This window comes from Promicromonospora sp. NPDC060204 (genome assembly GCF_042728455.1).
Lineage (GTDB): Bacteria > Actinomycetota > Actinomycetes > Actinomycetales > Cellulomonadaceae > Promicromonospora.
Genome location: NZ_JBHWZO010000012.1, coordinates 26212 through 46654, shown reverse-complemented (window position 1 = coordinate 46654; position 20443 = coordinate 26212). Strand labels below are relative to the sequence as shown.

Genomic DNA, 20443 nt, shown 5'->3' with positions numbered 1-20443 from the left:
CTGCCCGACCAGCGAGTTGTGCGCCAACGGACTCGCCTCCCGCGCAGCCCTCTCCCCCACGACCAGCGCCTGCACACCCGCCGCCCACGACTGCAGCCGGGCGCACGCACCGGCCAGTTGCCCCAACAGATCGTCGGACAACGCGGCGAACGGGGCCGACCCCGCCTCAGCGACAACGTGTCCGTCGGCAGCCACGGCAGCCGGCCCGGCAGCACGCGCGGCGTCCGCGGCGCCGCGCGATGCAACACCCGCGGTACTGCGCGACGCAACACCCGCAACGCCGCGCGACCCGACACCCGCGGTGCCGCGCGACCCGACACCCGCGGTACTGCGCGACGCAACACCCGCAACGCCGCGTGACGCGACACCCGCGGTGCTGCGCGTCGCGGCATCCAGCCCCGTGCACTCCGCGACGACCCTCGCCAGTTCGGCGCCCGGCTCGCGGGCCAGCGCCTGCCGCAGCACCTCGACCGGCCACAGCGCCACGGGGCCGTGAGACAACGCCTCGTCGGGCGCCATGTCGAACCAGTCCGGACCCCCAGGGACGTCCGGAGCGAACCGAGGTTCGCGTTCGCCGAACAGGGCGTCACCCTCGGCGAACAATGCTGCGAGCCAGGCGTCGTCCGGCATCTTGCCGTCCGCAGGATCGTCCGCGTGCATCACGGGCACCGTGGTCACGACGCCATCGACCTGCCACGCCGCAGGGCAGCTCCGCGCACCCTTCTCACCGGGCCGGCGAGCGACCGCAGTCCCACGTGCCCGCTCCCCGACGTCGACCGACTCCTGATCCATACCGTCACCCCCTCCCACAACAAACGCCACCATCATTACTATTCAACCCAACGCTTGTACGACTCTATGCCGAGCCACTGACACCCGCTCGTTGTTCTGCTCGCCGCGTAACCCAGGGCCGGTCGATCAGCCCGACGTCGTCACGACCATGCCCCCGCAGCGACGAGCCCGCGCTGCTGCCGGCCGACCACGTCTCGACGGGCGGCCAACCACCGCTCGACGAGACCAGGTCAGCACGTTCGTCATCTCGCCGCGGTGGGACAGATCGATCGCAGCGAAGCTGTCCAGGCCCAGGAGGACGCCACGGCTGCGGCAGGGACGCACGGCGGCACGATGTCGTACTGCCCACAGGGCCCGACATGTCGAAGCCCCTTGTGGTTGCATCACCATCACCGTCACGTCACCAGCCGGCGAACACCCTCACCCGCGCTCACCGTGCGCAGTCCCCAGGAGGCCCCATGGAAGCCCGCCCGCAGATCGTGTGCCTGTGCGGTTCGACCCGGTTCGCCCAGGAGTTCAGCGCGGTGAACCGCGACCTCACCCTCGCCGGGACGATCGTCGTCGCACCCGCTGAGTTCGGGCACCCCGGCGACCAGATCACCGACGAACAAAAGACGGCGCTCGGCGCACTGCACCTCGCGAAGATCGACCTCGCCGACCGCGTCCTCGTGGTCAACCCGGGCGGGTACGTCGGGGAGTCCACGCGCCGCGAGATCCGCTACGCGCACCAGACCGGTAAGCCGGTGGAGTACACCGACGCACCCGGCTCCCCCGTCACCCCGTGACCACGGCCCACCCGTGATCACAGCCCACCCCGTGACCCCACCTCACCCCCCGGCGGGATGCCGCCACCGCCACACCAGCTTCCGCAGCTCGTCGAACCACAGCACCGACGACGCCATCCCCACCGCCACCGCCCAGTGCCCCAGGTCCAGTCCGGCGGTGCCGAACGCCACCTGGAGGAACGGCACTTCCACGACGGCCACCTGGAGCAGCACCCCGAGCACGATCGCGCCCCAGAGCCAGCGGTTCACGAACATCCGGTGGAAGGCACTCGTCGTCTCGGAGCGAGAGTTGAGCACGTTGAAGAGCTGGGCCAGGACGAGGGTGGTGAACCCGGCGGTGCGGGCCACCGTGAGGTCGTCGCGCCCCTCGACCAGGCCGCCGGGCAGGAAGATGTCGATGGTCAGCAGGGTGGCCACGCCCATGACGAGCCCGATGCTCAGCACGCCGGTCCACATGCGGGCGTCGATGATCCGCTCGTTCGGACCGCGCGGCGGCCGGGCCATCACGTCGTCGGTCTCCGGGTCCACACCCATGGCGAGCGCCGGCCCGGAGTCGGTGACGAGGTTGATCCACAGGATCTGGGTGGCCAGCAGCGGCACGACGACGGCCTCGCCCCCGGCGGCCCCCTCCAGGCCGACCACCCCGGCCAGCACCACGCCGAGCAGCACGGTGCACACCTCGCCCATGTTCGAGGAGAGCAGGTAGCGCAGGAACTTCTTGATGTTGTCGAAGATGATCCGGCCCTGGCGCACGGCCGCGACGATCGTGGCGAAGTTGTCGTCGCCGAGGATCATCTTGGCCGACTCCTTGGTCACCTCCGTCCCCGTGATGCCCATGGCCACGCCGATGTCGGCGGTCTTCAGCGCCGGGGCGTCGTTCACGCCGTCGCCGGTCATGGCCACCACGTGCCCGTCGGCCTGGAGCGCGTCCACGATCTGCAGCTTGTTCTGCGGGGCCACGCGCGCGTAGACCGAGACGCCGCGGGTGGTCTCGCGCAGCCCGGCGGCGTCCAGGGCGTCCAGCTCGGTGCCGGTGACGGCGCGGGCGCCGGGCTCCACGATGCCCAGGTCGCTCGCGATCCGGGTGGCCGTGACCGGGTGGTCGCCGGTGATCATCATGACGCGGACGCCGGCCCGGCGGGCCTCGGCCACCGCGGCGGCGACCTCGGGCCGGGGCGGGTCGATGATGCCGACCACGCCCAGGTAGACCAGGTCGGACTCGTGCTCCTCCAGCCCCTCGGGCCCCGTGTCCTCGGGGACCCGCCGGTAGGCGACGCCGAGCGTGCGGTACGCCTGCCGGGAGAGGCGCTCGACGTCGGCGAGCGCCTGGGCCCGCCGGTCGTCGTCGAGCAGGACCGTCTCGTCGCCGACCTGGATGTCGGTGCAGCGCGGCAGGAGCACGTCGGGCGCGCCCTTGGTGACGAGCGCCCACGCGCCGTCGCCGGGCGGGTCCACGAGCGCGGACATGAGCTTGCGCTCGGAGGTGAACGGCACCTCGCCGCGCCGCTCGAACCCGGCGACACGGTCCACGGTGCCGGCGAGCTTGTGCGCGGCCACGAGGAAGGCGGCCTCGGTGGGGTCGCCCTGGACGGTCCACTCGCCGTCGGACTCGAGGAGCTGCGCGTCGTTGGCCAGGGAGCCGCCGCCGAGCACCATGACGGCCTCGCGAGTGAGCCGCTCGTCGGTCAGGGGCAGGGCCCCGCCGTCGCCGTCGGGCACGCTCGCCTCCCCCTCCGGCCGGTAGCCGACGCCGGTCAGCGTGACCTCGCCCGACGCCGTGACCACCCGCTGGATGGTCATCTCGTTCTTGGTCAGGGTGCCGGTCTTGTCCGACGCGATGACGGACGCCGAGCCGAGCGTCTCGGCGGAGTGCAGCTTCTTGACGACGGCGTTGCGTCGCGCCATGGCCTGCACGCCGACGGCGAGGACCACCGACAGGATCGCGGGCAGGCCCTCGGGCACGGCGGCCACGGCGAGCGAGACGCCGAGCAGCAGCACGGTCACGAGGTCGGCCGGGGTGCGCACCTCGTTGACGACGGCCGCCAGGACCATCACGACCACGGCGATGCCGATCACCGTGAGCCCGAGCACCCGGCTGACGTGCGCGATCTCCCGCTGCAGCGGGGTGACCTCCTCCTCGGTCGAGTCGAGCAGCCGGGCGATGTCGCCCATCTGGGTGCTCATGCCGGTGGCCACCACGACGGCGCGCCCCACGCCCTGGGCCACGGCCGTGCCCTTGTAGACCATGTCGAACCGGTCGCCCAGCGGCGCCGGGGCCGCGAGCGCCGCGGCGTCCTTGAGCACCGCCTCGCTCTCGCCCGTCAGGGAGGACTCCTGGACGCGCAGGGCGGTCGCGCTCAGCAGGCGGGCGTCCGCGCCGACGGCGTCCCCCTCGGCCAGGACGAGCACGTCACCGCGCACCAGCTCGGCCGACCGCACGGTGACCCGGCGCCCGTCGCGCAGCACCGTGGACATCGCCTCGGTCATGGTCCGCAGGGCCGCGACGGCGTTTTCCGCCTTGCTCTCCTGGACCAGGCCGAGCACCGCGTTGAGCACCACGATGGCGGCGATGACGACGGCGTCGACGGGCACGCCGTGCGCGTCCTCGACCCACCAGACGGCGAGCGAGATGGCCACCGCGACGAGCAGCAGCGCCACGAGCGGGTCCTGGAACTGGTCCAGCACCTTGCGCCACAGCGGCACGGGCGGCCGCGAGCGCAGCTCGTTGGGGCCGTCGGCGGCCAGGCGGCGGGCGGCCTCGGCCGCGGTCAGCCCGGTGGCGGGGTCGACGCCGAGGTCGACGGCGACGTCGTGGGCCTCCCGGACCGACGGGTCCGGGGCGGGCATCGGGACGGACGGCGGCGGGACGCGCTGCTGCGAGGTGGCCACAGTCGATCATGCCTCGACGGCGCCGCGTGCGCGCGGCTCAGCAGGGCCGATCAGCAGGACCGATCAGCACGGCGGCTCGTACGCGAGGTCGGGCAGCACCCGCGCCCACTGCTGCCGGGTGATCGGGTGCCCGGTCCCGGAGCAGAGGCGCTCCAGGGCCGCGTCGGCGTCGAGGCCCCAGAGGTCGACGGCGCCGTGGTCGGTCCGCACGGCGAGCACGTCCTCGCCCACGAACCCGACCAGGTCCTGGGTCGTGTCCCCGACGGGGATGCTGAGGTCGAGGGTCGGGGCGTCGTCCGCCAGCCGGTAGACGCGCAGGGTCCGGTCGCGGCCGAGCGTGGCCAGCCGCCCGCCGCCCGCGCTGACGGCCAGGTCGTTGACGTCGCCCGAGTCGGTGATCGTGGACCGGGCCAGGAACTGGTCGCCGACCACCCGCCAGGTGCGCACGCTGCTGTCCCGGGCGACGCTGGCCAGCAGGCCGTCGCCGGTCACGGCGAGCCCGGCGACCTGGTAGGTGTGGCTCTGGTCGACGGCGACCTGCACCGGCGTCCCGTACGCGGTCAGGTCCCAGAGCTCGATGGTCGACGAGAGCGTGCCCGCGACGGCCAGGACCGGCCGGCCGGGCAGGAACACGAGCGACGACCCGGCCGTCGGCACCTCGGCGACGGGCTGGGGGCTGTCCGGGGCGGTGAGGTCGTAGAGGGCGACCGGGCCGTCGAACCGCGCGACGGCGAGCAGGTCGCCGTCGGACCGGAAGGCCAGGTCCGTGGGGACGCCGGACGGCCACGTGGCGACGTGCCGGGAGTGTGCGCGGTCGGTGAGGTCGAAGACGTCGAGCGCGCCCTCGCTCGCGATCACCAGGGTGTTCCCGTCCGGGCCGAGCCGAGCCAGGACGTCGCCGAAGAAGGTGTCGGCGTCGGGTCCGGCGGCGATGTCCACGGGTATGCGGGCGAGGGGTTCCGGGCGCAGCGGGTCGGTCAGGTCGGCGACATAGAGATCCCCGTCGACCAGGCCGGCCAGGGTGCGGCCGTCCGCGCTGACGTCGAGGTCCGCGCGGGCGGCCGGGACCGACGCCCGGGCGCGCTGCTCCAGCGGGTCGGCCAGGTTCCAGAGGCGGACCGTCCCGTCCTCGGCGGCGACGTCCGCCCCGGCGTCCGACCCCGGCGTCGCGACCGCCAGCGCGCCCGCCCCGGGCGCGAGGGCGACGGCCTTCGCGTTCATGGCGTCCCAGGCCGGCAGGCGGAGCTCCACGAGCAGCGCGGGCTCGTCCGCGACGTCCCACACCCGGGCGTACCCGCCCTCCCCGACGACGGCGACCCGCCCGTGGTCGCCGTACGCGAGGACCGAGACGTAGCCCTCGTAGTCCAGCGGGAGCGGCAGCGGGGTGGGGTCGCGCAGGTCGCCGGACGGCGCGATCTCCCAGCGCACCAGCGTGCCGTCCGTCTCGGCGACCAGGTGCCGGCCGTCCGGGGCGACGTCGAACGTGCGCACCTGGGCGACCGGCTCCCCCGCCCGCTCGACCGCCGCGGGGTCGGTGACGTCCCAGACGGCCGCCGTGGCGTCCGGGCCGAGGCTGCACCCGACCGCGAGCAGGTCGCCCGAGCCGGCGAAGCCGACCTGGTGCGCCCCCTCCTCGGCGGTGCACGGCCGCCAGGTGGCCACGGGACCGGCCGGAATGCCAGCGTCGGCCCCGCCCGCCCCGCCCGTCCCGTTCGCCCCGTCCGCCCCGCCGAACTCCCACAGCCGCACCGTCCCGTCGTCGAACGCGGCGGCCAGCGTGCGGCCGTCCGGGGCGACGTCGAACGCGTCGCCGCGCGACGGCGCAGCGAGCCGGGCCCGCTCGGCCGGCGCGCGCGGGTCGGTCACGTCGGTCACCACGATCTCGTCCCCGTGCCCCAGGACCAGCAGCCCGGGCGTCACGAAGCGCGCGGCCGGGATGCCGTCGCGGCTCTCCATCGACCAGTCCGACAGGACCTCCAGGCTCTGCGCGTCGTACAGCCACACGTGCGCGACGATCTCCGGGTACAGCGGCGTCTCGGTCTGCCCAGAGCGGGCGACGACGAGCAGCGAACCGTCGTCGGAGTACGCGAGGGCGCTGGCCTGGGTGGTGAGCTCCCGGGGGATCTCGTCGCCGGAGACCACCGCGGACCGCGCCTGCGGCGTGGGGGCGAGCCGGTAGGCCGCGGCGAGGAGCTGGCGGGCCAGGCCGGGCTGGGTGTCCCGCACGGCGCTCGCCTCGGCGACGAGGGACCCGGCGAGGGCCTTGTCGCGCTGCTCCAGGGCGCTCGTCCGTTCCGTGGCCGCCCAGGCCGCGGCCAGCACGGCGAGCAGCGCGACCACGGACAGCCCCGCCCACATGGCCCTGCGGAAGCCCTGGGCCCTGCGGTGCTGGGCCACGTCCTCGCCCAGCAGGTCGTCCTTGGCCCGGCCGTGCAGCGGGGCCGCGAGCGTGGCGACCGCGTCCAGGAAGACCGAGTCGCGCAGGCTCAGCCGCCCGGGCGGCACCTCCAGGTCGACCCACTGCGGCTCCTCGGCGAACCAGCCGCGCAGCGCCCGGGGCAGCGCGGTAGTCCGGTCCCAGTCGAAGTCGCCCGCGGCGTCGTCCCAGACGATCTCGCCGCCGGTGCGCACGATGAGGACCGGACGCCGCGGCCCGGTGCGCCAGTGCTCGATCTCGCGCCCGACCCACCAGGACGCGGCCGCCCCGGGCGACGCCACGAGGATCAGGAACCGCGACGTGTCCAGCGCCTGCCGGATCGTGCTCCACAGGCCGTCGGCCGGGTCCAGCGCCCGCCGGTCGCAGAACACGCGCAGCGCCCGCAGCCGGTTCCACGGCCGCGCGAACAGGTGCAGCCCGTCCCGCAAGGCCGGCCCGACCGCGCCGTCCGCGTCATGGCTGTAGGAGACGAACGCGTCGTAGCCGGCGTCAGGCACGCCCCCAATATACGGATATGCCCCATTGACGCGCCCGGCGACTCACCGCGGGTCCGCCGGGACCAGCACCTCGCCCATGTCCCCCTCGCGCCACTGCGCCAGCACCCGGTGGAAGGCGACCGGCCCCGGGCTGTACGACGTCGGCGCGCCGCCCTTCCGCGTGCCCTCGCCGTTGTAGTACCCGGGCGTGCACTCGGCGAGGAACGCCGAGTTGTCCTGCCCCTCGCCCGCCTGGGCGATGGTGGCGGCCCAGGCGTCCTGCGCCGCTTCCGTGGGTTCGACGTACCGCGCCCCGGTCTTGGCGGCGCGGGCGACGACGGCGGCGATGTGCCCGGCCTGCTCCTGCAGGATGTGCACGAAGTTCACCGAGTTGGCGTTCTGCGCCGCGCCCAGGTGGAACAGGTTGGGGAACCCGTGGGTGTAGAAGCCGTGCAGCGTGCGCGGGCCGCGCGCCCAGGCGCCCAGCAGCGGGGCGCCGCCGCGACCGTGGACCGGCAGCGTGCCCGAGACCACGCCAGAGACGCCGACCTCGAAGCCGGTGGCGAAGATGACGCAGTCCACCTCGTACTCGTCGTCGCCCACCACCACTCCGGTCTCGGTCATCCGGGTCACGCCGCCGTGGTCCGCGGTGTCCACGAGCGTCACGTTCGGCCGGTTGAACGACTGCAGGTACTGGTCGCTGAAGCCCGGCCGCTTGCACATGTACCGGTACCAGGGCTTGAGCGCCTCGGCGGTGGCCGGGTCGGTGACCACCTCGTCGACCCGCGCCCGGATCTGGTTCATCTTGACGAAGTCGGCCAGCTCGTCGAGCCGCTCGCGCTCGGCCGGGTCCAGGGTCGTGTCGACGGCGCCCGTGATCATCTGGCGCTGCAGCCGCGCGGTGCCGGTCCAGCCGTCCCCCGTCAGGTCCTCCGCGACGTCCTCCCCCGCCAGGATTGCCAGGAAGTTCTCCATCCGCTCGCGCTGCCAGCCCGGCTTGAGGCCGGCCGCCCACTCCGGGTCGGTGGGCCGGTTGTCGCGTACATCCACCGACGACGGCGTCCGCTGCAGCACGTACAGGTGCGCCGCGTCCCGGGCGACGTGCGGGATGGCCTGCAGCCCCGTGGCCCCGGTGCCGATCACGGCGACGCGCTTGTCGGCGAGGCCGGTCAGGCCGCCGTCCGCCGTGCCGCCCGTGTACCCGTAGTCCCAGCGGCTGGTGTGGAACGTGTGGCCGCGGAAGTCCTCGATGCCCGGGATGCCGGGCAGCTTGGCCTGCGAGAGCGTCCCGGAGGAGACGACGACGTGCCCGGCCCGGAAGGCGTCACCGCGGTCGGTGCGCACCAGCCACTCGTCGGCGTCGTCGTCCCAGCGCAGCTCCGTGACGCGCGTGTGGAAGGCGGCGTCCCGGTACAGCCCGTAGTGCTCGGCGATCCGCACGGCGTGCTGCCGGATCTCCTCACCGGGCGCGTACCGCCACCTCGGCACGTACCCCGTCTCCTCCAGCAGCGGCAGGTACACGTACGACTCGATGTCGCAGTGGATGCCCGGGTAGCGGTTCCAGTACCAGGTGCCGCCGAAGTCGCCCGCCTCGTCCATCATCCGCAGCGACTCGACGCCGGCCTCACGCAGCCGGGCGCCGGTGAGCAGGCCGCCGAACCCGCCGCCCACCACCAGCACCTCGACCCGGTCGGTCAGCGGCTCCCGCTCGACCCGCTCGGTGTACGGGTCCTTGGCGTAGTAGCCGAACTCCCCCGCGGCGCGCCGGTACTGCGCCGCGCCGTCCGGCCGGACGCGCCGGTCCCGCTCGTGGCGGTACTTCTCCCGCAGGGCGTCCGGGTCGAACCCGAGGGCGGCAGTGGCGGCATCGGTCGTGGCTTCGCTGGTATCGGTGCTGGTCAGATCGGACAAGGCAGGGCCTCTCGTCAGCGGTTCGGCGGGTGTCCCCCGCCGACCACATGAAAACGTACATCCATGTACGTTTTCAACCCCTCCTCCTGTGGCATCCCGCACGGACCGGGCCGTTACCCTCGGCCCATGGCGGTAGAACCCACGCGTCGCGACGCCGCGCGCAACCGCGACCTGCTCGTGGCGGCGGCCCGCCGGGTGTTCGCCGAGCGCGGCCCGGACGTGCCGCTGGAGGAGATCGCGGCCGAGGCCGGCGTCAGCCGCACCACGCTGCACCGCCACTTCGAGAACCGGAAGGCACTCGCCTCGGCGGTGCTGGAGCACAACGTCACCGACATCGAGGCCAGGGCGGCCGCCCTGGCCGACGCCGACGACGGCGCCGAGCGGCTCTTCCACTTCCTGCTCGACGTGCAGTTCGAGTCCCCGTGGCTCGCGCGCGTCGTCGCGGACGGCCGGATGCCCGGCACCGCCGACCTGGCCGCCCGGACGGCGGCCGCGCTGGACCCGCTGCTGGACCGGGCCCGGTCCCGCGGCCGGGTGCACCCCGGCGTCGGCACCGGGGACGTGCTGCTCACGCTGCCCATGGTGATGGCGGTGCAGGCCGCGGCTGCTGCGGCCATGGACGGCGCCGCGCAGGCGCCGGCCCGTCTGGGCACGACGCGGGCGATCCTGCACCGGGGCCTGTTCACGACGGAGCCGCCGACGGCGGGGTGACGGTCACCCGTCCGTCGACGGGGAGGCGGGCGGCGACGCGCGCGGGAACCAGCCGTGCACCACGCTGCGCCACGCGTCGTGGAAGGACCGCCCGATGATGCGCCACTCGTGCCAGGTCAGCGCCAGGATCAGGGCGTCGAGCAGCACCAGCGCCACGACGCCGACGCCAGGACTCAGCACCAGCTGGACGATCTGCACGGCCAGGAGCACGCTGAGCGCTCCCACGGCCCACGGGTACACCCGGCGGGACCCCGCCAGCAGCGCGGCGACGATCACCACCTTGACCACGCCGTGCAGCAGCAGGAACAAGCCGCCCGCGAGGGCGGCGCCGTGGTCCAGCCCGGCCGCCTCGTTCAGCAGCACGTGCGCCACGAGGTCGTGCGGGTCCTCCCGCAGCTCCTCCGCGACGGCGGCCCGGGTCAGCGCGAGGATCCGGTCCTGGTGCAGCACCAGCAGCGCGGTCCCGGCCGCCAGCTCCACCAGGCCGTCCAGGCCCTTGACCAGCACGCCCAGCACGAAGGCCGTCTCGACCAGCAGACGACGCCGCACGGGTTCCATGGCTCACCACTCTGGTACCCGGGGGCGCGCAAGACCAACGGGCCGGCGCACGACAGGTGAGTCGTGTGCCGGCCCGTCCGGAGCCCCCTGCGGTCGAGGGCGTCGCCTAGTAGGCGGCGGCCTCGGTCTTGCGCTGCGGCCAGAGCGCGATGGCCAGGCCGGCCAGGACGCTCAGGGCGTGCAGCCCGTTGTCCGCGGCGTTGATGTTGAGGAAGTTGATCTCGGGGTTGCCCACCGCGAACAGGCCGTACACGAACGCGGCACCGTACCCGGCCACGAGCAGCCAGCCGAACGTGCGCGCCTTGCCGATGGTGGACCACAGGCTGATCCCGACCACCCCGATCAGGAGGTGCACGATGTTGTGCAGCGGGTTGATGGCGAACCCGAGCAGCGTCTGGCTGTGGTCGTGCTCGGCGAACCCGCTGAACCCCGTCACGAGGAACCCCACGGCTCCCACCAGCAGGTAGACCACGCCGATCGTCAGGGCGAGCCACTGGGACACCCCGCGAGTGCGTGTCGATGACATGGATTGCGTCATGGCGTTACTCCGTTCTGTTCGACGTTCTCGCGGGTGGTTCGGAGCCGAGACAGGTCCGGATGGGGTGGGTTTACGGCGACTTCTGCGCACGGGCGGAAGCGTTGCCGTGGCGAGTGCGCAAAATCGAGGTGAGGGTGAAGGTCCAGGAGTCCCCGAACGAAGGAGAGGACGTCATGGGTATCGACGACAAGCTCAAGAACACTGCCGAGGACGTGACCGGCAAGGTCAAGGAGGCGACGGGCAAGGCCACCGACGACGAGGAGCTGGAGGCCGAGGGCCGGACGGACCAGGCCAAGGCCTCGCTCAAGAAGGCCGGCGAGAACGTCAAGGACGTCTTCAAGAAGAGCGACTGAGCCGAGCCAGCGGCTGAGCAGGACCTCAGGCCTGCTCGACGAGCCCCGCCTCGTACGCGAGGATCGCCGCCTGCACCCGGTTGCGCACACCGAGCCGCGCCAGGATCGTGCTGACGTGCGCCTTGACGGTGCCCTCGGAGAGGTGCAGGCGGGCCGCGACGGCCTGGTTGGCCAGCCCCTGGCCGACCAGGCCGAGCACCTCCGTCTCGCGCGGGGTCAGTACGCCCACCCGGTCGCTCGCCGCTCGCCGCCGGGCGGGGAGCCCCGTGCGGAACCCCGTGATCATCCGGTGCGCGATGCGCGGCGAGAGGTACGCGGCTCCCCCGGCCACCGCGCGCACGGCGATGATCAGCTCGCGCGGGTCGGCGGCCTTCAGCAGGAACCCGGCGGCCCCCTCGTCCAGCGCACGGGCGACGTAGTCGTCCTCGTCGAACGTGGTCAGCACGACGACCGCGACCTCCGGGGCCGCGCGCCGCAGCTCGGCTGCCGCCTCGAGCCCGTCCATGGTCGGCATGCGGACGTCGAGCAGGACGACGTCGGGCCGGTGCCGCCGGGCGAGGTCGACCGCCTGCGCGCCGTCCCCGGCCTCCGCGACGACCTCGATGCCGGGGTCGCTGCCGAGGATGGCGGCGACACCCACCCGGAGCATGGCGTCGTCGTCGGCCAGCAGGACCCTGATCACGCGACCTCCCGCGCGGCCGGGATGCGGGCGCGCACGGCGAAGCCGTCGCCCGCCGGCCCCGCGCCGAACGTCCCGCCCAGGAGCCGGACCCGCTCGGCGAGGCCGAGCAGGCCGCTGCCGCCCTGCCCCGGCTCCGGCGCCGCCGGTCCCCCGGCGTCGGTCACCTCGACCCGCACCGCGTCCTCGTCCCGCCGGACCCGCACGGTCACCGCGGCGCCCGGCGCGTGCCGGGCGGCATTGGTGAGCGCCTCCTGCACCACGCGGTGCGCGGCCTGCTCCGCCAGGCTCCCCGCGCCGCTCCCCGTGAGGCCGGACGCCGCGTCCGGCGCGTCGTCCAGCCGTACGTCCAGCCCGGCCGACGCCGCCCGCGCGACGAGCGCCGCGATCGTCTCGTGCGGCGGGGCGAGCGACCCGTCCCCGGCCGGCCCGTCCCGGAGCGCGCCGAGCGCGCCGCGGAGGCGGTCGGTGGCCTCCATGGCGGTGACCCGGATCCCGGCGACCGCCGCGCGGTCTGCTTGCCGGTCGGCGGGGGCCAGACCCGCGGACACCTCCAGCGCCCCGGCTCGTACCGCGATGAGCGCGAGGTCGTGCCCCACCAGGTCGTGCAGCTCGGTCGCGATCCGGGCCCGTTCCTCGGCCCGGGCGCTCCGCGCGACGAGCTCCTGCTCGCGCTCGAGCCGGGCCACCCGCTCGGCCGCGAGCCGGGCGAGCTCCGCCTGCTGGCGTCGGTTGCGACCCGCCAGCCACGGCGCCACGACGAAGACGGCCAAGAGCATGGCCCCGGTAGCGGCCGTGCCGACGTCCACGACCGCGAGCGACGCCGCCAGGACCGCCGCGCCGGCCAGCAGCCAGGCGGTACCGCGGGCGCGCAGGTGCCGGCCGTGCAGGTAGGCGAGCGGCGCGAGCGCGGGGAAGACGAGCTGCCGCCAGAGCGGCAGCGCGTCGGCCCCGATGCTGTTCAGGACCGCGACCGCCGCGAGGGCGGCCAGGCCGACGCCGCCGACGACCTCGTGGCGGTCGGGGCGGTGGTCGGTCACGCGGCCGACCCTACCGGGCGGAGTCGGGGCAGTCCCCGGAGCAGTACCCCGAGCCGGGCGCCGAGCACGCCCAACCCCGCCAGCGCCGCCACCAGGAGCATCAGCACCGCGGGCAGCCCGAAGTAGAGCAGGGAGGGCCACGGGAAGGTGCGGCCGCCGGTGAGGAAGGACGCGAGCGCCGGCAGGAGCGCGAGGACAACGGCGGGGAGAGCGAGCCAGACCAGCCGCAGCCCGGTGACCCACCGGGCCCGGCCCGCGCGGCGCGCGGCCCAGCGTGGTGCGCGTCGTATACCGACGGCGCCGAGCGCGCCGGAGGCGATCAGCAGGGCCGCGAGCCCGAGGTCGAGGGTCCGGGACCCGGCCGGGGGCTCGGGGTCCTCGCCCCGGGTCAGCGCGACCAGCCCGTCCAGCGCGGTCTGCGTGACGTCGGTGAGCCCCGCGCCGTTGGTCAGCACCGCGACGCCGTACCCGGTCGCCGGGTCGATCCACTCGACGGCCCGGTACGTCATGACGAAGCCGGAGTGCCAGCGGGTCCCGTCGTCCTCGGTGTGCCACCCGAGGCCGTAGTCGCCGACGTCGGAGGGCGTGTGCATCGCGTCCAGGCCGGCGGCGGAGACGAGCTGACGGCCGTGCCCCGTCTGGCTGATCAGCCAAGGTCCCAGGTCTGCGGCGCTGGTGATGACGCCGGCGCTGCCGGTGTCGTCGAACCACCGGGGCTCGGGGCGCGGGACCCACCAGCCGAACAGGGAGTTGTACCCGTCGGCGGGCCGGACGACGTCGTCGCGGGTGGCGCTGCCGGTCATGCCGAGCGGCCCGAACACTCGCTCGGCCAGGAAGTCGCCGAAGTCCTGGCCGGAGGCCACCTCCACGAGGCGGGCGGCGACGTCGAAGTTGACGTTGCAGTAGGCGTAGGTGGTGCCCGGGTCCGCGGCGAGGGCGTCGTCGTGCAGGCGGGCGACGTAGTCGGTGCGGGACGTCGCCTCGGCCAGGTCGGCGACGTCGACGCTGGTGTCGGCGAGCCCGGAGGTCTGGTCCAGGAGCTGGCGGACGGTGATGTCGTCGACCCGCGGGTCGGCCATCCGCAGCTCCGGGAGCTGGTCTGTGACCGATCCGTCGAGGTCGATCTTCCCGTCCTCGGCCAGGATCACGACGGCCGTCGCGGTGAAGGACTTGGTGACCGACGCGATCCGCATGGGCGTGTCGGCGGTGACCGGGGACCCGTTCGCGTCGTGCCCGTACCCGGCGGCATGGACCACCTGGTCGTCGTGCGTCACCACGGCGGACAGGCCGGGCACCCCCGAGGCCTCAGTGAGGTCGGCGAGGTAGGTGTCGATCGCCTCGGGGGTGGGCGCGGCGGGCGGCGGCGCCGCGGTGGCCGGCGCGATGCCGGCCGTCGCGATGCCCAGCGTCAGCAGCGCCGCCGCGAGATGCCTGGTCAGGGGTGTGCGTTCCATGTCCGGCACGCTAGGGAGCGGCGGGCCCCGGGCACATCTGTCAGGTGTCCGGACCACCCCTGACGAAAGTCAGGGCCGCCAGCGTCGCGCGCGCCCCCGCCTGGTGCAGCGAGCCGAGCGCGTCGAGGTAGGCCGCGACGAAGCGCGGCTCGGTCACGAGCGACCCGAACAGGTCCGGGCTGCGCAGGAACGCCACGGCGTCGCCCCGCTGCGAGCGGGCGAGCGGCACGAGCCGGTCCGCGAGCCGGTCGACGACGTCGATGGGCGCGCCCTGCTCGTCGGTCCCCTCGGCGTACCGGGCCCAGCTCGCGACGATCGCCGCCGACCGCACGATCTCGCCGCCGGTGCCGAGCTGCTCGCGCACGATCGGCACCAGCCACTTCGGGATGCGGTCGGAGGTCTCGGCGCACAGCCGGGCGAGCGTGTCCCGCACCTCCGGGTTGCCGAACCGCTCCACCAGCGAGGTCTTGTACTCGTCGAGGTCGACGCCGGGGACCGGCCGCAGTGTCGGCGTCGCCTCGCGGTCCATGAAGTCGCGCACGAACCGCGCCAGGGCGGGGTCCGCCATCGCCTCGTGCGCGTACCGGTAGCCGCTGAGCCACCCGAAGTAGGCGATGGCCTGGTGGCTCGCGTTGAGCAGGCGGAGCTTCATCAGCTCGTACGGCTCGACGTCGGCCACGAGCTGCACGCCCGCGTGCTCCAGCGGCGGCCGGCCCAGCGGGAAGTCGTCCTCCAGCACCCACTGGAAGAACGGCTCGGCCACCACGGGCCAGCGGTCCGCGACGCCGAGCCGCTCGGCGACCAGGGCCCGGTCCGCGTCCGTGGTCACGGGCGTGATGCGGTCCACCATCGAGCTGGGGAACGCGACCTCGTCGTGCACCCACCGGCCGAGGTCCGGGTCGCGCAGGGCCGCGAAGGCGGCGAAGACGGTCCGGGCCTTCTCGCCGTTGCCCTGCACGTTGTCGCAGGACATCACGGTGAACGGCGGCAGGCCGCGCGCCCGCCGTCGGGCCAGGGCCTCCACCACGTAGCCGAACACGGTGGCCGGCACGGCCCCTGGCCGGGCGTCGGCGACGACGGCGGGCGCCGTCGTGTCGAACTCGCCCGTGACCTGGTCGAACCCGTAGCCGCCCTCGGTGATGGTCAGCGACACGATGCGGGTGTCGGGGTGGGCCATGCGCTCCAGCACGGCCTCCGGGTCGTCCGGCGCGAACAGGTACTCCACGATGCTGCCGACCACCCGCGCGTCAAGGTGCCCGTCCGGGTGCTTGGTCACCAGCGTGTACAGGCCGTCCTGCGCCTGGAGCGCGTCGCGCATCGCGGCGTCGCCGGGCAGCAGGCCGACGCCGCAGATGCCCCAGTCGCGGGCCTCGCCGCGGCGCAGCAGCTCGTCGACCGCGAGCGCCTGGTGCGCGCGGTGGAAGCCACCGACGCCGAGGTGCACGATCCCGACGCGGACGCCGGTGCGGTCGTAGGGCGGCAGGCTGACGGCGGGCGCGGCGGCGCCGGGTCCGGCGTCGGGCAGCGGGACGGCGAGGTCCAGCGTCACTTGATCGCTCCCATCGCCAGGCCGCGGACGAGCTGCTTCTGCGCGACCCAGCCGGCCAGCACCACGGGCACGATGGCGACGGTCGCCGCCGCGGACAGGACGGCGAGGAACTGGCCGCGGCCGTCCACGAAGCTCGTCAGGAACGGCGGGGTGGGGCGCGCCACCTGGGCCGTGAGGAGGTTCGCGAGGAAGAACTCGTTCCACGCGAAGATGAAGCAGATCAGGCCCGCGGCGGCGACGCCGGGCAGCACGATGGGCAGCACCACGCGGAAGATCTCGGTGCCCAGCCGGGCGCCGTCGAGCTGCGCGGCCTCGATGACCTCGCGCGGCACCTCGGCGAGGAACGACCGCATCATCCACACCGCGATGGGCAGGTTGACGCCCACGTAGAGGATGGTCAGCCAGGTGATGTTGTCGAGCCCGCCCACAGACTGGAGCAGCAGGTAGACCGGGATGATCGAGGCCGCCACGGGCATGAACCGGGTGGAGATGAAGAAGAACAGGGCGTCGCGCACGTTGGCGACCGGGCGGATGCTCAGCGCGTAGGCGGCCGGGACGGCCAGCACGAGGACCAGCAGCGTGGACCCGACGCTCGCGCTGAGCGAGTTGATCAGGTACGGCAGCATGTCGCGCGCGAAGACGGCGTCGAACTGGTCGAGCGTGAGGTCGGGGGCGAACGTGGGCGGCACGGTGGCGGCCTGGTGCTCGGGCTTGAAGGCCGTGAACACCATCCACGCCACGGGGAAGAAGAACATCAGCACGAGCACCCAGGTGACCGCGGTGATCAGGGCCCCTCGAAGGCGCGAGGAGGTCATCGGTCGATCCCTTCCGTGGAGAAGACCTTGAAGAGGGTGCGCAGCGCGACGGAGGCGACGACGATCGTGACGAGCACGGTCATCACGCCGTACGCGGCGGCCTCGCCGACCTCCAGGCCGACGAACGCCCGCTCGTAGAGCAGGTAGGACAGCGTCTTGGTGCCGCCCGTGCCGCGGGTCATGATCGCGATCGGGTCGAAGACCTGGAGCAGCATGATCGAGGCCAGCAGCACCGCGATCTCGACGTACTGGCGCAGGTGCGGCAGCGTGATCGAGCCGAACGTGCGCAGCGCCCCGGCGCCGTCGACGGCGGCGGCCTCCAGGACGTCGCGGTCCTGCGCCTGGAGCCCGGCCAGCAGGATCAGCATGGCGAACGGCGTGTACTGCCAGGTCAGCACCAGGATGATCGTGAGCATCGGCAGCTCGGTGTTCCAGGCCACGGGCGGCAGGCCGACCAGGCCGAGGCCCCAATTGGCCATGCCGGTGGCGGCGTCCAGGATGGACCACTTCCACACCAGGGCCGCGGCGGCGGGCATCACGAGGAACGGCGTGATCATCAGGGTGCGGGCCACGCCGCGTCCCACGAAGTTCCGGTCCAGCAGCACGGCGAACAGCATGCCGAGCAGGGTCGAGGCCACCACGGAGGTGCCGGTGACGGCGACGGTCGCGCCGAGCGACGACAGGAACGAGCCGTCGCGCAGCACGGTCACGTAGTTGTCGAGGCCCGTGAACCCGCGGTCGCCGGGCCGCAGCATGTTCCAGCGCTGCAGCGAGTAGTAGATCGTCAGCACGAACGGGATCTGGGTCAGGACGATCGAGGTCGCCAGCGCGGGCCAGAGCAGGGCGCGCGAGACGGCCAGCCGGCGTCGGCGGCCCTGCTCCCCCGTGGGCGTCGCCCGCGGGGCCCGACGGCGCGTCGGGGCGGACATCAGAACGGTCATGGGGGCCCTCCTACTTCTGGGCGTCGCCCGCCTCTTGGGCGAGGTCCTGGGCGCGGTCCAGCACGGGGGCGAGCTCACTGCGGCCCGCGAAGACGTCGGCCAGGTCCTGCGAGACCTGGTTGCCGAGGTCCTGGAACTCCGGGATGGTGACGTACTGGATGCCGGTCCACGACTGCGGCGCCACGCCCGGCTGCTCCGGGTTCACGGCGAGCATGATGTCCCGCGTGATGGGCGCGAACGACGCCGCGGCCTCCTCGTACTCCGGGATCTCGTACGTCGAGTTCCGCGCGCCCGGGGGCACCCGGCTCCAGCCGAGCTCCGTGCCGACGAGCTGGTGGTACTCCTTGCTCGTCGCCCACTTCACGAACTCGAGCGCCGCGTCCCGGTTCTGCGTGGTCTCGGGGATCGCGAGGTTCCACGACCACAGCCAGCCCGACTCCTCGGTCTCGACCACGGGCGCGTGGGCGTAGCCCATCTTGCCCGCGACCTGCGACGACTCCGGGTCCTCCAGCAGGCCGGCCGCGACCGTCGCGTCCACCCACATCGCGGACCGGCCCTGGCTCACGTTGTTCAGGCACTCGGTGAACCCGGTGGAGACGGGGTCGGCCTCCCCCGCGTCCTCGACGAGGTCCACGTAGAACTGGACGGCTTCGGCGAACTCGGGCTGGTCCACCTGCGCGTTCCAGTCGGCGTCGAACCAGCTCCCGCCGAACGTGTTCACCACCGTCGTCAGCGGCGCGAAGACCTCGCCCCAGCCGGGCTTGCCGCGCAGGCAGATGCCGTCGACGTCGTCGGAGTCGACCTCGCGGGCGATGTCCGCGACCTCCTGCCACGTCGGGTGCTCGGGCATCGTCACGCCCGCCGCGTCGAGCAGCTCCTTGTTGTACATGAGCATCGAGGACTCGCCGTAGAACGGGACGGCGTACAGGGAGTCGTCGACGGTGAGCGCGTCCTTGACCGGCTCGAACAGGTCGTCGACGTCGTAGTCCGCGTCGGACTCGAGGTCGCCCGTGAGGTCGGTGAGCCAGCCGTTCTGCGCCCAGATCGGCACCTCGTAGGAGCCGACGGTGACGATGTCGTACTGCCCGCCGTCGGTCGCGACGTCCTTGGTGACGGCGTCGCGTAGGTCGTTCTCCTCCATCTGGATGAAGTTCACCGTGATGTCCGGGTGCTCCTCCTCGAAGGCGGACTTCAGCTCCTCCATGTCCTTCATCTGCGGGTTGTTGACGGTCGCGAGCGTGAGCTCGACCGGACCGCCGTCCTGTCCGGCGGCGTCGCCGTTCCCGCCGCCTCCCGCACCGGCGCAGGCGGTCAGCGCCAGCGCGAGCGCCGCGGTCGCGAGGCCGGCGGGCGCGGCCTGGCGGCGCGCAGTTCTCGTGAGCATCATTGCTTCGACCCTTCTGGTCACGTCGTCGTGAGGTGTCGTGGTGCCGCACATCGTGGGCCGGGCCGCATACCGGGTCAACGAGGGTGAAACCCAAACGGTCAGCGAGACTGTGGTATCGCACAGCGCGGTGGGGTCCGGGGGCCCGACGGCGGGGGCGGGCGCGGCTCACGCGGGGCGCCAGGGCCGACGCCGGGGTCCGTTCTGCCCGGTTCTACACCGCGCCGTCGCCGGGGAAAACGCATCCCGCACCGGGCACGAACTGCTGGTCCCGAGGGGTCGACCGGTCACCCGCTCAGACCTGGACGATCTCCGCCCCGGCCGCGTGGAACGCGCGCGCCCGCGCCGCGCCGAGCTGCGTGCCGGTGATCATCGCCTCGAAGTCGTCCAGGCCGGCGAACCGCACGAAGCTGGTCACGCCGAACTTGTGGTGCGCCCCGATGAAGATCCGGCGCCGGCTCACCTCGATCGCGGCGGCCTTGACGCTCGCGACCGCCGGGTCGGGCGTCGTCAGGCCGTCCTCGACGGTCACCCCGTTCGCGCCGATCAGCCCGAGGTCGAGGCGGAAGGTGCGCAGCATGTCCACGGCGGCGCCGTCGACCACGCCCAGGGTCTTGCCCCGCACCCGCCCGCCGATGATGATCACCTGCACGTTGGGCCGGGCCGACAGCTCCGTCGCGACCGGCAGGGACGCCGTGACCAGCGTGAGCTCACGGTCGGTCGGCAGGGCGCGCGCCGCGAGCAGCGGCTGGAACCCCTCGTCGACGAAGATCGTCCGCGCCTCCCCCAGGCGCCGCGCCACCTCGGCGGCGATCCGCGCCTTCTCCTCCGGGAAGCTCTCCCGGCGCTGGGACAGCGCCGTCTCGAACGAGCTGGTCTCGACCGGGAAGGCGAGCCCGTAGCTGCGCCGCACCAGGCCCTGCGCCTCCAGCTTGCGCAGCTCACGGCGCACGGTCTCCTGCGAGACGGACAGCATCCGGGCCGACTCGCTCACCTCGATGCGGCCGCGCCGCCGCACCAGGGCGAGCAGCTCCGCGGACCGCGCGGCCTGCCGGACGGCGCTCGCCGGCACCGCACCGGACGCGTCGAGCGCCATCGCCTGCTCCCGTCGTCGGGCTCCTGGGCCCCCGA

The 20443-nt window shown here is 73.6% G+C and carries 16 protein-coding genes and 1 pseudogene; 3 read left to right on the top strand and 14 right to left on the bottom strand.

All coding sequences use genetic code 11. The annotated features are described in order from the left end of the window. Positions 1-678: pseudogene (locus ACFWEJ_RS03260) on the bottom strand (hypothetical protein); the annotation flags it as partial. 572 nt (positions 679-1250) lie between these two features. Here ACFWEJ_RS03260 and ACFWEJ_RS03255 point away from each other — a divergent pair. Continuing rightward, entirely contained in the window at positions 1251-1577 is a 327-nt protein-coding gene (locus ACFWEJ_RS03255; RefSeq protein WP_377227771.1) for a hypothetical protein, read from the top strand. A gap of 42 nt (positions 1578-1619) precedes the next feature. Here the strand turns inward: ACFWEJ_RS03255 and ACFWEJ_RS03250 are convergent, their stop codons facing one another. The 3 genes from ACFWEJ_RS03250 to ACFWEJ_RS03240 form a co-directional block, all read right to left on the bottom strand. Further along, complete coding sequence (locus ACFWEJ_RS03250; protein WP_377227770.1) at positions 1620-4466, bottom strand: cation-translocating P-type ATPase; 2847 nt, start codon at positions 4464-4466, stop codon at positions 1620-1622. 63 nt (positions 4467-4529) lie between these two features. Continuing rightward, positions 4530-7400, bottom strand: coding sequence for a hypothetical protein (locus ACFWEJ_RS03245; protein ID WP_377227769.1), 2871 nt, complete (start codon positions 7398-7400; stop codon positions 4530-4532). Positions 7401-7442: 42 nt separating this feature from the next. Beyond that, positions 7443-9290 carry a flavin-containing monooxygenase gene (locus tag ACFWEJ_RS03240; RefSeq protein WP_377227768.1) on the bottom strand — a complete coding sequence of 616 codons (1848 nt, stop codon included), beginning with the start codon at positions 9288-9290 and terminating at the stop codon, positions 7443-7445. A gap of 126 nt (positions 9291-9416) precedes the next feature. On the opposite strand from ACFWEJ_RS03240, the gene ACFWEJ_RS03235 reads away from it, so the two are divergent. Then, the gene (locus ACFWEJ_RS03235) at positions 9417-10001 is read left to right on the top strand and encodes a TetR/AcrR family transcriptional regulator (protein ID WP_377227767.1); all 585 of its coding nucleotides are present in this window, start codon (positions 9417-9419) and stop codon (positions 9999-10001) included. Between the two features lie 3 nt (positions 10002-10004). Here ACFWEJ_RS03235 and ACFWEJ_RS03230 read toward each other — a convergent pair whose 3' ends face one another. Both ACFWEJ_RS03230 and ACFWEJ_RS03225 read right to left on the bottom strand, forming a co-directional pair. Further along, positions 10005-10559 (bottom strand): DUF2127 domain-containing protein, encoded by a 555-nt coding sequence (locus ACFWEJ_RS03230; RefSeq protein WP_377227766.1) that lies wholly within the window; start codon positions 10557-10559, stop codon positions 10005-10007. 106 nt (positions 10560-10665) lie between these two features. Continuing rightward, positions 10666-11085 (bottom strand): DUF4383 domain-containing protein, encoded by a 420-nt coding sequence (locus ACFWEJ_RS03225; RefSeq protein WP_377227765.1) that lies wholly within the window; start codon positions 11083-11085, stop codon positions 10666-10668. A gap of 185 nt (positions 11086-11270) precedes the next feature. Between ACFWEJ_RS03225 and ACFWEJ_RS03220 the strand changes: the two genes are divergently transcribed. Beyond that, a complete protein-coding gene (locus tag ACFWEJ_RS03220) occupies positions 11271-11450 on the top strand; it encodes a CsbD family protein (RefSeq protein WP_377227764.1) in 180 nt (59 codons plus the stop codon). 25 nt (positions 11451-11475) lie between these two features. Here the strand turns inward: ACFWEJ_RS03220 and ACFWEJ_RS03215 are convergent, their stop codons facing one another. The 8 genes from ACFWEJ_RS03215 to ACFWEJ_RS03180 form a co-directional block, all read right to left on the bottom strand. Beyond that, positions 11476-12132 carry a response regulator gene (locus tag ACFWEJ_RS03215; RefSeq protein ID WP_377227763.1) on the bottom strand — a complete coding sequence of 219 codons (657 nt, stop codon included), beginning with the start codon at positions 12130-12132 and terminating at the stop codon, positions 11476-11478. Beyond that, positions 12129-13169: a sensor histidine kinase gene (locus tag ACFWEJ_RS03210; RefSeq protein WP_377227762.1), complete on the bottom strand. Its 1041-nt coding sequence runs from the start codon at positions 13167-13169 to the stop codon at positions 12129-12131. Before ACFWEJ_RS03210 ends, ACFWEJ_RS03215 begins: the two co-directional genes overlap by 4 nt. Then, on the bottom strand, positions 13166-14623 hold the full coding sequence (locus tag ACFWEJ_RS03205; protein ID WP_377227761.1) for a serine hydrolase domain-containing protein: 1458 nt from the start codon (positions 14621-14623) through the stop codon (positions 13166-13168). Before ACFWEJ_RS03205 ends, ACFWEJ_RS03210 begins: the two co-directional genes overlap by 4 nt. A gap of 40 nt (positions 14624-14663) precedes the next feature. Next, entirely contained in the window at positions 14664-16172 is a 1509-nt protein-coding gene (locus ACFWEJ_RS03200) for a mannitol dehydrogenase family protein (protein ID WP_377227760.1), read from the bottom strand. Further along, positions 16169-16987 carry a carbohydrate ABC transporter permease gene (locus tag ACFWEJ_RS03195; protein ID WP_377227759.1) on the bottom strand — a complete coding sequence of 273 codons (819 nt, stop codon included), beginning with the start codon at positions 16985-16987 and terminating at the stop codon, positions 16169-16171. Before ACFWEJ_RS03195 ends, ACFWEJ_RS03200 begins: the two co-directional genes overlap by 4 nt. Then, positions 16984-17928 (bottom strand): carbohydrate ABC transporter permease, encoded by a 945-nt coding sequence (locus ACFWEJ_RS03190; protein ID WP_377227758.1) that lies wholly within the window; start codon positions 17926-17928, stop codon positions 16984-16986. Before ACFWEJ_RS03190 ends, ACFWEJ_RS03195 begins: the two co-directional genes overlap by 4 nt. Positions 17929-17938: 10 nt before the next feature. Beyond that, positions 17939-19312: an ABC transporter substrate-binding protein gene (locus ACFWEJ_RS03185; protein WP_377227757.1), complete on the bottom strand. Its 1374-nt coding sequence runs from the start codon at positions 19310-19312 to the stop codon at positions 17939-17941. 295 nt (positions 19313-19607) lie between these two features. After that, complete coding sequence (locus tag ACFWEJ_RS03180) at positions 19608-20408, bottom strand: DeoR/GlpR family DNA-binding transcription regulator (RefSeq protein ID WP_377227756.1); 801 nt, start codon at positions 20406-20408, stop codon at positions 19608-19610. Between the last annotated feature and the right edge of the window lie 35 nt (positions 20409-20443).

Bases quoted from the DNA above. Each gene is read 5' to 3' on its own strand.
- ACFWEJ_RS03225 (WP_377227765.1), bottom strand. From the start codon at position 11,085: ATGTCATCGACACGCACTCGCGGGGTGTCCCAGTGGCTCGCCCTGACG.
- ACFWEJ_RS03220 (WP_377227764.1), top strand. From the start codon at position 11,271: ATGGGTATCGACGACAAGCTCAAGAACACTGCCGAGGACGTGACCGGC.
- ACFWEJ_RS03190 (WP_377227758.1), bottom strand. From the start codon at position 17,928: ATGACCGTTCTGATGTCCGCCCCGACGCGCCGTCGGGCCCCGCGGGCG.
- ACFWEJ_RS03185 (WP_377227757.1), bottom strand. From the start codon at position 19,312: ATGCTCACGAGAACTGCGCGCCGCCAGGCCGCGCCCGCCGGCCTCGCG.
- ACFWEJ_RS03195 (WP_377227759.1), bottom strand. From the start codon at position 16,987: ATGACCTCCTCGCGCCTTCGAGGGGCCCTGATCACCGCGGTCACCTGG.
- ACFWEJ_RS03255 (WP_377227771.1), top strand. From the start codon at position 1,251: ATGGAAGCCCGCCCGCAGATCGTGTGCCTGTGCGGTTCGACCCGGTTC.
- ACFWEJ_RS03230 (WP_377227766.1), bottom strand. From the start codon at position 10,559: ATGGAACCCGTGCGGCGTCGTCTGCTGGTCGAGACGGCCTTCGTGCTG.
- ACFWEJ_RS03235 (WP_377227767.1), top strand. From the start codon at position 9,417: ATGGCGGTAGAACCCACGCGTCGCGACGCCGCGCGCAACCGCGACCTG.
- ACFWEJ_RS03180 (WP_377227756.1), bottom strand. From the start codon at position 20,408: ATGGCGCTCGACGCGTCCGGTGCGGTGCCGGCGAGCGCCGTCCGGCAG.
- ACFWEJ_RS03205 (WP_377227761.1), bottom strand. From the start codon at position 14,623: ATGGAACGCACACCCCTGACCAGGCATCTCGCGGCGGCGCTGCTGACG.